The organism is Aeromonas sp. ZOR0002 (genome assembly GCF_963866995.1).
Lineage (GTDB): Bacteria > Pseudomonadota > Gammaproteobacteria > Enterobacterales > Aeromonadaceae > Aeromonas > Aeromonas caviae.
On record NZ_CAWMFQ010000099.1, the window covers coordinates 1 to 12,150 of the forward strand.

General features: G+C 65.6%; 14 protein-coding genes and 1 pseudogene. 8 read left to right on the plus strand and 7 right to left on the minus strand.

Annotation, left to right across the window (positions count from 1 at the left end; translation table 11 throughout):
- Positions 1-1,043, minus strand: a 1,043-nt coding sequence (locus AACR77_RS05810; RefSeq protein WP_042880282.1) for a RimK family protein, incomplete at its 3' end; no start/stop codon positions are given.
- 187 nt (positions 1,044-1,230) lie between these two features.
- On the opposite strand from AACR77_RS05810, the gene AACR77_RS05815 reads away from it, so the two are divergent.
- The 4 genes from AACR77_RS05815 to AACR77_RS05830 all read left to right on the plus strand — a co-directional run bounded on the left by AACR77_RS05815 (position 1,231) and on the right by AACR77_RS05830 (position 3,377).
- On the plus strand, positions 1,231-1,704 hold the full coding sequence (locus tag AACR77_RS05815) for a GNAT family N-acetyltransferase (RefSeq protein WP_042880284.1): 474 nt from the start codon (positions 1,231-1,233) through the stop codon (positions 1,702-1,704).
- Positions 1,701-1,937: a DUF3624 domain-containing protein gene (locus AACR77_RS05820; protein ID WP_041212265.1), complete on the plus strand. Its 237-nt coding sequence runs from the start codon at positions 1,701-1,703 to the stop codon at positions 1,935-1,937. The genes AACR77_RS05815 and AACR77_RS05820 overlap by 4 nt, the downstream gene beginning before the upstream one ends.
- A gap of 42 nt (positions 1,938-1,979) precedes the next feature.
- Positions 1,980-2,726: an SDR family oxidoreductase gene (locus tag AACR77_RS05825; protein WP_042880286.1), complete on the plus strand. Its 747-nt coding sequence runs from the start codon at positions 1,980-1,982 to the stop codon at positions 2,724-2,726.
- Positions 2,727-2,951: 225 nt separating this feature from the next.
- Positions 2,952-3,377 carry a hypothetical protein gene (locus AACR77_RS05830; RefSeq protein WP_029313593.1) on the plus strand — a complete coding sequence of 142 codons (426 nt, stop codon included), beginning with the start codon at positions 2,952-2,954 and terminating at the stop codon, positions 3,375-3,377.
- A gap of 81 nt (positions 3,378-3,458) precedes the next feature.
- Here the strand turns inward: AACR77_RS05830 and AACR77_RS05835 are convergent, their stop codons facing one another.
- Entirely contained in the window at positions 3,459-4,043 is a 585-nt protein-coding gene (locus AACR77_RS05835; RefSeq protein ID WP_042880289.1) for a hypothetical protein, read from the minus strand.
- A gap of 185 nt (positions 4,044-4,228) precedes the next feature.
- On the opposite strand from AACR77_RS05835, the gene AACR77_RS05840 reads away from it, so the two are divergent.
- Positions 4,229-5,404, plus strand: coding sequence for an iron-containing alcohol dehydrogenase (locus tag AACR77_RS05840; RefSeq protein ID WP_081999398.1), 1,176 nt, complete (start codon positions 4,229-4,231; stop codon positions 5,402-5,404).
- Between the two features lie 124 nt (positions 5,405-5,528).
- Here AACR77_RS05840 and AACR77_RS05845 read toward each other — a convergent pair whose 3' ends face one another.
- The 3 genes from AACR77_RS05845 to AACR77_RS05855 all read right to left on the minus strand — a co-directional run bounded on the left by AACR77_RS05845 (position 5,529) and on the right by AACR77_RS05855 (position 7,851).
- Positions 5,529-6,158, minus strand: a complete 630-nt coding sequence (locus tag AACR77_RS05845; RefSeq protein ID WP_042880291.1) for a glutathione S-transferase family protein — start codon at positions 6,156-6,158, stop codon at positions 5,529-5,531.
- 108 nt (positions 6,159-6,266) lie between these two features.
- Positions 6,267-7,535 carry an O-acetylhomoserine aminocarboxypropyltransferase/cysteine synthase family protein gene (locus tag AACR77_RS05850; RefSeq protein WP_042880292.1) on the minus strand — a complete coding sequence of 423 codons (1,269 nt, stop codon included), beginning with the start codon at positions 7,533-7,535 and terminating at the stop codon, positions 6,267-6,269.
- Between the two features lie 139 nt (positions 7,536-7,674).
- Positions 7,675-7,851, minus strand: a complete 177-nt coding sequence (locus AACR77_RS05855) for a hypothetical protein (protein ID WP_080988754.1) — start codon at positions 7,849-7,851, stop codon at positions 7,675-7,677.
- 100 nt (positions 7,852-7,951) lie between these two features.
- Between AACR77_RS05855 and sgrR the strand changes: the two genes are divergently transcribed.
- Genes sgrR through AACR77_RS05870 form a run of 3 tightly spaced genes read left to right on the plus strand, consistent with a single transcriptional unit; the run spans position 7,952 to position 10,881 of the window.
- Complete coding sequence (gene sgrR / locus AACR77_RS05860; RefSeq protein ID WP_042880294.1) at positions 7,952-9,706, plus strand: HTH-type transcriptional regulator SgrR; 1,755 nt, start codon at positions 7,952-7,954, stop codon at positions 9,704-9,706.
- A gap of 35 nt (positions 9,707-9,741) precedes the next feature.
- A complete protein-coding gene (locus AACR77_RS05865; RefSeq protein WP_010672731.1) occupies positions 9,742-10,137 on the plus strand; it encodes an acyl-CoA thioesterase in 396 nt (131 codons plus the stop codon).
- Between the two features lie 30 nt (positions 10,138-10,167).
- A complete protein-coding gene (locus AACR77_RS05870) occupies positions 10,168-10,881 on the plus strand; it encodes a hypothetical protein (protein ID WP_010672732.1) in 714 nt (237 codons plus the stop codon).
- Positions 10,882-10,935: 54 nt separating this feature from the next.
- On the opposite strand, the gene AACR77_RS05875 is transcribed toward AACR77_RS05870, so the two are convergent.
- Positions 10,936-11,676: a lipase secretion chaperone gene (locus tag AACR77_RS05875; RefSeq protein WP_042880296.1), complete on the minus strand. Its 741-nt coding sequence runs from the start codon at positions 11,674-11,676 to the stop codon at positions 10,936-10,938.
- Positions 11,673-12,150: pseudogene (locus tag AACR77_RS05880) on the minus strand (lipase); the annotation flags it as partial. The gene AACR77_RS05875 and the pseudogene AACR77_RS05880, both read right to left, overlap by 4 nt.

A 12,150-nucleotide genomic window follows, 5' to 3' on the forward strand; every position in this document is an offset into this window, starting at 1 on the left:
AGGGCGGAGCGGGCCAGCCCCTCGTCCAACAGGCGGGCGAGCTGGATGTCATCGCTGGCCATGGCGAGGTCGCGCCCCTGGGCGCCGTCGGGGATCTTCACCATCAGCGGCAGACCGAGGCGCTGCACCAGTTCGTCCACATGCTGGCGGCCGCGGCGGGTCACGACGGTGGTGGGGGGCATGGGCACGCCGCTGCGCACCATCAGCTCGTAGAGATAGAGCTTGTTGCTGCAGGCGAGGATGGCACGGGAGCTGTCGATGACCGGCATCTTGAGCTGCTCGGCACGGCGGGCAAATTCGAAGGTGTAGTGGCCGACCGCGGTCTCGGCGCGCAGCCAGAGGGTGTCGAACTCCGGCAACCGCTCGATGGCCGAGGGAGGCAGGATCTCGGCCTGGATCCCCTGGGCAGCGGCCGCCTTGATGAAACGCTCCAGCGCCAGGGCATCGCTGCTGGCGCGGCCGTCGTTGGGGTCGACCAGGATGGCGAGCTGGTAGCGTGGTGCCGTCTGCTCCTCGTCCCCCGTGCCCACCAGCGCCTGGGCGTGCTGCACCATCAGCGCCTTCTCGCTCGGGCTCAGCGCCAGCGGTGACAGGCTCTCCTGCTGGCGCACCGACCAGCCGTGGCGACCGCGCTTGAGGGTCAGCTCCTGCAGCGGCAACTGGCTCAGGCCGTAGTAATAGCGGGCGAGCCCCGCCAGCTCGCTCTGTTCGCACTGGCCGAAGATGGCGCGCACCCGGATCCGATCCTCGCTCTGCTGGGCCAGCCAGCCCTGCAATTTGCGCCACAGTTTGGCGGGAGGCTGCTGGGGTTGCAGTCTGCTGATGGCCTGCAATCCCGGCAGGCAGTGGTGGCCGCGGGCCTGGGCCAGCAGGGAGCAGTAATAACCGGCCCCCAGGTGTTCCAGGCTGCGGCAGAGGTTGATGATGCGCGGACGCCCCCCTGTGGTGGGCAGACCGTGTTGCAGGTAGGTGCGGGCGGTCAGCAGATAGTCGGCATGGCAGGGCCAGTCGCCCGGCTCCTCGACGATGACATAGGTACTCATATTTTCAGGCTCCACAGAAAGGACTGCCAGAAACGGCAGGATCCCCAGTGGGCTTCGATGCACCGACAAGCACGACAATGGCGCGAGGGGAAACAAGAGGTTACAGTGCCTAATATTCTGCCTTGGTAACTTGTGATACAAGTCGCATTTCTGGTGCTGAGGATAAATAACCGAACAAGGACTCCCCGTGTTGACCGTGCGCGCCGCCCGAGCCGATGATTTGGGTGCCATCGTGAAGCTGGAACGCTACTGTTTTCCCCCCGAGGTCGCCTTCGGCCGCAGCCGCTGGCACTATCTGCTCAATCAGGCCAAGGGGCGCACCCTGCTGCTGCAAGACGAGAAGGCGCAGGTGATGGGCTATGTGAGCGTGCTGGAGCACAAAGGCTGGGATCGTCTCATCATCCAGACCCTCGCCATCCGCTGGACCGTCCGCCGTCAGGGGTGGGCACGCCGCCTGCTGGAGCAGGTGATCCGGGAAGGGCGCGAGGCCGGCTGGGGGGCGATTCGCCTCGAGGTCGCCGACGCCAACCCAGAAGCCAGGACCCTCTATCAGGGGCTGGGGTTTCGCCCCGGGGTACGGCTGCCCGATTATTACGGGCCCGGCCAGCATGCCCACCGCCTGGTGCTGGCGCTGGGGGATGAGCGGCAGGAGCCATCATGAGTTGCGAGGATTGCCTGGCCACGGCCATCAGGGCCAAGCTCGGGCGCTGCCCGGTCTGCGCCGCCCAGACCTTTCTCATCGGGGTCGTCGGCTGGCTGGTCTGGTGGTGGTGCGGCGCCGATACCTCGGTCAACGCCCTGACCGGCCTGCTGTTTGCGCTGGGGGGCTCGGGTCTCTTCCTGCTGCATCTGGCGGTGTTCGCATGGCGAAAGCTGGGCAAACGCGACATATAACGTGCTGATTTTTCAAGAAGACAAATAACAATGGAGGTTCACATGATTGCAATGGTAACGGGCGCCTCGTCCGGCTTTGGTGAGGCCATCAGCCGCCTGCTGGTGAGCGCTGGCCACCGGGTGATCGGCACCGGGCGCCGCGCCGAACGGCTGGCCGCCCTGGCCGAGGAGCTGGGCGAGCAGTTCCTGCCGCTGGTGTTCGACGTCCAGGACAAGGCTGCCACCCGCGCCGCCATCGAGGGGCTGCCGACCGAATGGCAACAGGTGGATCTTTTGGTCAACAACGCTGGCCTGGCACTGGGGCTGGAGCCTGCCCACAAGGCGGATCTGGAAGACTGGGAGCAGATGATCGCCACCAACATCAGCGGCCTGACCCTGATCACCCGGTTGCTGCTGCCGGGCATGGTGGCGCGCAACCGCGGCCACGTCATCAATATCGGCTCCATCGCAGGGACCTACCCCTATCCGGGCGGCAACGTCTACGGCGCGACCAAGGCGTTCGTGAAGCAGTTCAGCCTCAACCTGCGCGCCGATCTGGCGGGCACGGCCATCCGCGTCACCAACGTGGAGCCCGGCCTGTGTGGTGGCACCGAGTTCTCCAACGTGCGCTTCCATGGCGACGACGCCAAGGCGGCCACCGTCTATCAGGGGGTGCAGGCCATCCTGCCGGAAGACATCGCCAATACCGTACTCTGGATCAGCGAGCAGCCCGCCCACGTCAACATCAACAGCATCGAGATCATGCCGGTGGCCCAGACCTTCGGCCCGCTCCACATCAGCCGTCGCTGATGTCATGACGAGCCGACTCCTGTCCACAAGAGGCGCCTTCGGGCGCCTTTTTTTGATGGGTCTGGTCGCACTCGTCATGGAGTGCAGAAGGAGGCGTGCTGTGACCCCGTGCTGAACCGTCGAAAGAGGAGGGTACTCAAGTTGGCCTGCATTTTGCTGTCTTAGGCCCATGGCGGGGAAACCATCCCCGGAGCCGGCGAGGCCGGCAGTGAGCGTGGAGCCTTCATGGATATCAAACCCTATGGTCATCAACTCGCCCAGAGCGCGTCCCAGAACCGTGCCCTGGCGACCCTCAGCGACAGCGACGACAAGCAGAGCGGCTGGTCTCAGCAGGTCAGCCTCTCCAGTCAGGTGCTGACCGGCAAGGCGCAGCAGGCGTTGACCTACGAGCATCTGGCCAGAAACGGCAAGAACACAGTCCTGACCGGTGGCGTCAAGGATGCGCGGGTGCAGCAGATGGTGGACAAGGCCCTGGGCTTTGATCGCAAAAAATTTGACGATCTCGAGCGTCAGCTCAAGGGGATAGCGGATGACAAGACGCTCTCTGCCGAGGAGCGCGAAACGCAGAGCAAGGACCTGGCCGCGCAGCGCGATGCCATGCTCAAGGAGGCCATGGATCGCCTCACCGGCAAATCCGCCTCCCAGGCATGATGTGATTCAAACGGCAATCTTTTGGCGTTAAAGGCAAGGGGTTGCCCCCTTGCCACGGGGCTGGCAGGCCGTGGTCAGGGCTCAGGGACTCTGGGGGGGGATCCCGATGGCGATGGCGGTGGTCTGCACGGCCTTGATCTGGTCCCCCTTGGCGATGAGGGCGAACTGGGCCGGATCCTGCACCTTGAGGGTCAGGGTGTGGTCGACCCCCTTGACCCGGATGGTCTGGTGCGCCTTGTCCACGTCGATGACGTCGGCATAGATGGTTACCTGCATGCCGGCGCCGGCTGCGGGTTTCTCCCCGGCGGCCGCCTTGCCCCCTTCCACTTCCACCACCCGTTTTCTCACCCCGGCGGTGCCCTTGAGCAGGGTCAGGTCCAGCAGTTGCAGATATCTCAAGGCCACGACATCTCCCACCTTGAGCTGGGGAAGGTTGGTCACCTCCTCCCCGGCGATCAGATCCAGGGTCTGCCCTTCAGAATTTTTCAGGCTGACCTTGCGGGTGGCCAGGTCGATGGCGGTGACGGTTGCCCTGGCCGTCAGTTCTTCGGCCAGACTGGCTTGTCCGGGGGCCACGGCCACATGGGTGGTGACCTCGGCGGCATAGAGCAGGGGAGGGGCACAGAGGGTGAGGGCACCCGCAATCCAGGCGTGCTTCAGTTTCATGATAGAGACCCAGTGAGTGGGAAAGGGACCCCGGGAGGGGCTTGAGGGGGCGACGAACTCGTCTTCCCGCTATCACCATAGCAAAGCCGGGCAGGAGCGCCCGGCATCGGCAGGCTGGCATCGTATTTTTGACGACAGGCTCCCGTTTTTGACCTGATGGCACGGCAGGCGCACAATTCCCCGGCATGCAATCAACCGAGGGCTCTGCCGTGTACAACTTCCAATATGCCAATCCCACCCGCATCTGCTTTGGTGAAGGCCAGATAGCCACTCTGCCCGAGCTGATACCGGTCGGTAGCCGTCTGCTGGTGCTCTACGGCGGCGGCAGCATCAAGCAGAACGGGGTCTATGACCAGTTGACCCAGGCGCTGGCAGGTCGGGAGTGGCTGGAATTTCCCGGCATCGGCGCCAACCCCCAGTACGATCAGCTGATGGAGGCGGTGGCTCTGGTCAAGCGCGAGCGCATCGACTTCCTGCTGGCGGTGGGTGGCGGCTCCGTGGTGGATGGCACCAAGTTCGTGGCCGCCGCGGCCTGCTTCGAGGGGGACGATCCCTGGGAGATCCTGCGGGACAAGGCCCCCATCAAGGCAGCGCTGCCGCTGGGCTGTGTGCTGACCCTGCCGGCCACCGGTTCGGAGAGCAACCCCGCCGCCGTGGTGAGCCGGGGGGAGGCCAAGCTCTCCTTCTACAATCCGCTGGTGCAACCGGTGTTTGCGGTGCTGGATCCCGCCACCACCTACAGCCTTCCGCCGCGCCAGGTGGGCAACGGGGTGGTGGATGCCTTCGTCCACATCCTCGAGCAGTACCTCACCTTCCCGGTGGGGGGCGAGGTGCAGGACCGGCTGGCGGAAGGGCTGCTGCAGGTGCTGGTGGACAACGGTCCGCGGGCGCTGGCGGAGCCCACCAACTACCAGGTGCGTGCCAACCTGATGTGGGCGGCCAGCCTAGCCCTCAACGGCCTCATCGGTCGCGGCGTGCCCCAGGACTGGTCCACCCACGCCATCGGTCACCAGCTCACCGCCCTGCATGGGCTGGATCATGCCCAGAGTCTGGCGGTGGTGCTGCCCTCCCTGCTGCGGGAGCAAGCGGCCCAGAAGCAGGAGAAGCTGGCCCAGTTCGCCGAGCGGGTGTGGCACTCCAGCCGCGAGGACAAGGCACTGCGCATCGAGGAGGCGATCATCCGCACCGAGCAGTTCTTTCAGCAGATGGGGGTGGGCACCCGCCTCGCCGACTACGGCCTGAGCGAGAGCTGCATCCCAGGCATCTGCTCCAACCTCAAGCGCTTCGGCCTGACCGCCCTCGGGGAGCAGCAGGACATCGATCCCGACAAGGTAGCCAGGATCCTGTCCCACGCGCTGTAAGTCATCCTGGCAACCATAGTGGCGCGGATCCTTTCCCTCGCCCTCTGATCACCGGCTGGCCAACGGAAAAGAAAGCGCCCCGATCATCGGGGCGTTTCGCATGGTGTCGCCGGAGCACCGCCGTTTATCCGGCGCTGCGGTCCAGCTCGCGCTCCAGCGCTGCCGCCTTCTGGCGGGTCGGATGGGTGTTGAGGCGCTGCCAGTAGGCCTCAAGGTGCGGGAACTGGGCCAGCTGGCCGCTCTGGGCCAGCAGATCCACCAGGAAGGAGTTCAGGATGTCGGCGCCGGTGAGGCGATCGGCCACCAGGTAGCGGCGGCTTGCCAGCACCTCATCGAGATAGCCCAGCACCTTGGCGCACTCGGCTTTGGCGTAGTCCGGCAGGAAGCGCATCGGGCTGCCATCCTTGCGCACGAACATGTCGAGCAGCAGCGGCAGAATGCCTGAGCTCTCGGCGAAGTGGAGCCACTGCAGGTACTCGGCATAGTCCGGGCTGTCGGGGGCCGGTGCCAGCCGTTGTGGGGCGTGGCGGGTGATCAGGTACTCTGTGATGGCACCGGATTCCGCCAGGACCCGGCCGTCGAACTCGATGACCGGCGACTTGCCGAGGGGGTGGATGGCCTTGAGCTCGGGCGGTGCTAGAAAGGTGGTGGCATCGCGCTGATACGCCTTGATCTCATAGGGCAGGCCCAGCTCTTCAAGCAGCCAGATGATGCGCTGGGAGCGGGATTTGTTCAGGTGGTGCAGGACTATCATGGAAACCTCGACGCAGTGGCGGAAGGTGGTGATACGCAGCGATGCGGTGGCAGGTTCACCACTGGTTAAAAAAGAGCGGGCTGGATGCCCGCTCCTGCGTTGACTGACTCAGGCCTCCAGCGCCTGATCCAGATCCGCCAGTATGTCCTCGATGGCTTCTATCCCCACCGACAGCCGGATCATCTCAGGTTTCACCCCGGCCTTGGCCTGCTCCTCCTCGCTCAACTGGCGATGGGTGGTGGAGGCGGGGTGGCAGGCCAGCGACTTGGCATCGCCGATGTTGACCAGCCGCTTGAAGATCTTGAGGGCATCGTAGAAGCGCACGCCCGCCTCGTAGCCGTCCTTCAGGCCGAAGGAGAGGATGGCCGAGGGGCGACCGGCCATGTACTTCTCCGCCAGCGGGTAGTGGGGGTGACCCGGCAGACCGGCGTAGCTGACCCAGGCCACCTTGGGGTGGTGCTTGAGGTGGTGGGCCACCCGCAGAGCGTTGTCCACGTGGCGCTCCATGCGCAGGCTCAGGGTTTCCAGCCCTTGCAGCAGCAGGAAGGCGTTCATCGGCGCCAGCGCCGCACCGGTATTGCGCAGCGGCACGGTGCGCACCCGGCCGATGAAGGCCGCCGGGCCGAATGCCTCGGTGTAGACCACCCCGTGATAAGAAGGCTCGGGTTGGGTCAGCTGGGGGAAGCGCGCGGCATGATCCGCCCAGGGGAACTTGCCCGAGTCGACGATGACGCCCCCCAGGGAGTTGCCGTGGCCGCCGACATATTTGGTCAGGCTGTGCACCACGATGTCGGCGCCGTGTTCGATGGGTTTGCACAAGACCGGAGTGGCGACCGTGTTGTCGACGATGAGCGGCACGCCGCGGGCGTGGGCGGCCTTGGCCAGGGCGGCGATGTCGACGATGTTGCCCGCCGGGTTGCCGATGCTCTCGCAATAGACCGCCTTGGTCTTGTCATCGATGAGGGCGGCGATGGCCTCGGCGCTGTCATCCTTGGCGAAGCGCACCTCGACCCCGAAACTTGGCAGCATGTGGGCGAACAGGGTGTAGGTGCCGCCATAGAGCTGGGGGGTGGAGACGATGTTGTCACCGGCGGCGGTCAGCGCCTGGATGGCGTAGGTGATGGCGGCGGAACCCGCCGAGACCACCAGGGCGGCGATCCCCCCTTCAAGGGCGGCCATCCGCTGTTCCAGCACATCGTTGGTGGGGTTCATGATGCGGGTGTAGATGTTCCCCGGCACCGCCAGATTGAACAAGTCCGCCCCGTGCTGGGCGCTCTCGAACTCGTAGGCCACCGTCTGGTAGATGGGCACGGCCACCGCCTTGGTGGCGGGATCGCTGGAAAAGCCGTGGTGCAGGGCCAGGGTCGCATCTTTCATCACACACTCCTTGTTGGATGTCACCATTATGGATGGATAGACGTCCAATCTAGCAGTCCTGGCGCCGATGTAAACCACCCATTCCGGCAAAGCAATGCCGGGGGATGGGGGTGACCGGATGGCGTCGGTGACGGCAACCTCAGAGACGGCGGCGATACTCCCTGTCGTCTATCTGGTGCATATCCCACTGCATCAGGCGGTTGAGCTGCACCATGGGATCTTCGACCAGCGTCAGAGGGCGGGGCAGGATCCTAAGGAAGTAGCGACGAAGGGTTTGCTGGATCCGGTTCGGTTTGAGGGGGTTGGCGTGGCTCATGATGGTGCTCCTGTGCTGTGGTGTTCACGTTCGCCAGCAGTATTGAGCTAAAATGCGGAAGTAAAAACTGATGACTTTCAGCCAATGGATTTCCTCTTTTATGCCTACTAGCCGCCTTTATCAGCAATTTCAACGGCTCGCCCAGCAGCTTGGCTGCGACGAGCGGGAAATCAGCCTCGCCGAGGTGGCGGACCTGCTCTGCTGCACCCCCCGCAATGCCCGCCTGCTGCTGCGCCGCATGGAAGGGCAGGGCTGGCTGTGCTGGACGGCGGAGGCAGGGCGGGGGCGGCGCTCCCGCCTCACCCTGCTCGACAACCAGGAGAGCCTGACCCGGCGCCGATTGCGGGATCTGCTGAGTCAGGGCCAGCTGGCGCAGGCGGTGCGGCTGGCCGAAGATCGCCTCGATCTGCTCACTCCGCTGCTGATCGAGCAGCTCGGCCAGGCCACCCGGGAGGGGCGCCAGATCCTGCGGGTGCCCTACTACCGGCCGCTGCCGCGCCTGCTGCCCACCGGCCCGCTGCGCCGCTCCGAAATTCACCTGAGCCGCCAGATCTTCAACGGCCTGACCCGGCGAAATGAGGAAAATGGGGAAATCGAGGGGGATCTCGCCCACCACTGGGAGTGTCTGGGCCCCTGCCATTGGCGCTTCTACCTGAGGCCGGCGGTGCGTTTTCACCACGGCCGCGAGCTGGTGGTGGAGGACGTGGCGGAGAGCCTGCTGGCCTTGCGGGATCGCCCGCTGTTCGCCCATCTGGCACGGCTGGAGAGCCGCTGGCCGCGCACCCTGGACATCCATCTCGACAGCCCGGATCCTCTGCTGCCGCACCTGCTGGCCGAGCCGGTGGCGGCCATCCTGCCGCGGGAGCTCAAGGGGGAGGCGAATTTCGCCCTGCAGCCGGTGGGCACCGGCCCCTATCGGGTGAGCGCCAACGACCCGCTGCACCTGTGCCTCGAAGCATTTGACGACTATTTCGGGCTGCGGGCCCTGCTCGACGAGATCGACATCTGGATGCTGCCGGAGCTGGCGGAACGGCTGGAGAGCCACGTCAGGCTGGGCAGCGACACCCCGGAGCTTGGTTCCATGCGCGGGGAGTCCGAACTCGAGTCGGGCTGCTACTTCCTGCTGCAGGACGACAGATCGGTCCCCCTGCAGGACCCGGCCCTGCGCCAGTGGCTGACCCGGCTGCTCAACCCCATCGCCCTGATGGCCCGGGTGGCACCCGAGCTGCAGCGGGGCTGGACCAGCGCTCTGGGCCTCCTGCCCCACTGGCGCGAGAGTCTGCCTCTTCCCGAGCCCGGCCCGGTCAGACTGCCAGCGCGGCTGGTACTGGCCTGCTTCAACCAGCATCTGGAGTTCAACGAGTGCGCCAGCGCCATGAGCAGCCTGCTGGCAGAGCAGGGGATCCAGCTCGAGGTGCGTACCCTGGACTACGGGCGCTGGGTGAGCGGGGAGGATGAAGATGTGGATCTCTGGTTCGGCACCCTCAACCTGGAGCATGAGCACGCCTTCGCCCCTTACGCCTGGCTTCAGGGCACCCCCTTGCTGCGCCGGGTGTGGGGCGGCCAGCAGGCCCTGTGGCAGGGATTGACGCAGTGGCGCGCCCATGGTGAAGAGCCCGGCCCCCGTGCCCTGCTGGCCGAGGTGCAGCGCCAGAGCTGGTTCGTGCCGCTGTTTCACCACTGGCTGGAGCTGGAGAGCCGGGTCGGCGTGCACGGCGTGCGCATGACGGCCCTTGGCTGGTTCGATTTTCGCAGCGCCTGGTTAAAGCCCGAGCAGGTGGCGCAGGAGCCGGAAACCGGTGGTGGCTCTCACCCCCAGGCAGGGACGCTTGAGTCGGACGGGTTGGCGCGCTAGCCTGTGCGCGGTCCTACGACAAGGAGTCGACACCCATGCTGGAAATGCAGATCCAACCCCGTTTTCAAGAGACGGACGCCCTCGGCCACATCAACAACACGGTGCCGGCGGTCTGGTTTGAATCGGCCCGTGATCCCCTGTTTCGCCTCTTCTCGCCCGAGCTGGATGTGCATGACTGGCATCTGATCATCGCGGGCTACACGGTGCAATTCAAACGGGAGCTGTTCTATGGCCAGATGGTGTCGATCAAGACCGGCGTGCGGCGTATCGGTACCAGCTCCTTCACGCTCTGGCAGGAAGCCTGGCAGGGCGGCGAGCTGGCGGTGACCGCCGAGACGACCCTGATCCATTTTGACTACCGGACCCGGCAGTCCATCCCTTTGAGCGAGGCTCACCGGGAGGGACTGAGGGTCTGGCTGGTAGAGAGTTAATCCGGCCTTCGGGCCCACCACAGGACACTTATGCGCACAACCGCGATCGCCCTGAGCCTCGGCTTGGGACTGGGACTCTGCTCCCTGCCTTCATTTGCCGCCTCCCTGGCCGAGCAGTTCACCCTGATGGAGAAGGGGGCCGACAGCGCCCTCGATACCCGCTTGTTCAGCCACGATGGCGTTGACATCAAGGCCTGGGTCGACGGCACGCCTGTCATCATCGCCGTGCCCATCCTGAACGAGCAGGGCAAACAGGAAGGGGAGAGCCGTTACTACTTCAAGGGCGGCAAGCTGTTCGGGGTGAAGGAGCCCGCCGCCCAGTTCGCCTTCGATGACAGTGGCAAGCTGACCCAATGGCTGGACGACAAGGGGCAGCCTGCGGAGTTTGTCAGCAAGATGAGCATGCAGCAGCGGGAAGCCTGGCTGACCAGACGGGCGGCCGAGCTGGGCGGGTTGTTTGCACCGAGCACCGCCGAGGAGAAGGCTGACAAGGGGGGCGTCAAGCTCAAGGGGGCCGAGCTCGCCCAGTGGCTCTGCAATGGCAAGCTGATGGCGCTCGCCGGAGGTGACAAGGTGACCTTCGAGCCGGCCAAACTCAAGAGGAGTGCAGAGGGCATCAAGGGAGAGGTCTCCCTGCGCCAGGAGAAGGGGTGGCAGGATCTCTGCCTCACCTGCGAGGTGCAGGGCAACCGGGTGACTCGTCTCACCTGGCAGCCGCTGCCGGGTGCCAACAAGCCGCAGTAAGGGCGGCAGCGTCAAAGAATGGGGGCCCACTTGCGGGCCCCTTTTTCATGCCGGTTACTGCTCGCCCAGGGTGAGCCGGGTGAGGGCCTCCACCCGTCGCCACTGACCGGGCTCGAACCAGCGTGCCAGGATCTCCGGCTGCTGGCTGGCACGGGCCTCGGCAGGCAGGGGCCTGATCTCGGCCAGATAGCCGGCCAGCTGCTGCTCGAACCCCTGCTGGCTCTCTGCCAGCTGGTGCAATCGATCTGCCGCCTCCGGTCCCAACTGTTCGCGCAGTGCGGCGTCACGCCCGGCTGCGGGGAGTTGTTCCAGAGCCTGCAGATCGCCCAGCAGGCGGCTGTTGGCCTCCGCCTCCCGAAACCACTGGGGCTGCTCCGCCAGCCAGAGCTCCAGCTCGCTCGCCAGCAGCGGCTTATCGGCATCGTTGGCCTCCGCCAGCGCCTTGCGGCGCAGGGTCCACTGCTCCATCAGCCTGTCCTCGGCAAACAGCTGCTCCTGCTCGGCCGGGGTGAAGCGCTGCCTGCGCAACTGCTCGCGCTCGTCGAACAGCTTTTGCAAGCTGGCCAGGCCCGGATCCGACGGCACCGTCAGGCTGCCCTCAGCCGCGAGAAAGGCTTCATGGCGGGCCTGCAGCGAGGACTTATCCGACGGCGGTGAGGCCTGCCTGACCAGAGGGGAAGCGGGCCCGGCATGTTGCGGCGAAGGGGCGGTTGCGTCAGCGGAGGGCCAATATTGCCAGCCCCCCAGCAGCAGGGCCGCCGCCAGCGGAGCAGCCATCAGCCATGCCCTGTTCATAGTCCCAGCCTCTGCAGGCGGTTGGCGTGCTGGCGATAGAGGTTGACCGGGTCGGTCTCGAACAGGTGGCGAATGCCGAACGACTGGTTCACCTCGTCCAGATGGTTCATGCGGTAGTGGGTGCCGATCACCTTGCCGAGGTGGCTGCTGCACACCCCGACCAGGCCGTCACTGGGCTCCTTGAAGAAGCTGCCGGTCAGCGCCAGCGCCGGATCCACCGGATCCAGGATGTTGGTCATGGTGCCGCGTCCGCTCCAGGAAAAGTAGTAGACCCCGTTGGCGGCCTGCATGGGCCCTTCGCCGCAATGCTGGCTCGGCAGCCCTTCCGGATAGCGCTGGTTGAAGCGTTGGGCGCCGGTGCTGGTGAGGGCGTCGAGGGCGGCGAGGGGATCCTGCGGCAGCTGGCTTCCCCCGGAGAGCAGCGAGATGACCCCGGACAGGGCCGAGGCGGCGGCCACCGCCAGACCTTCGGCC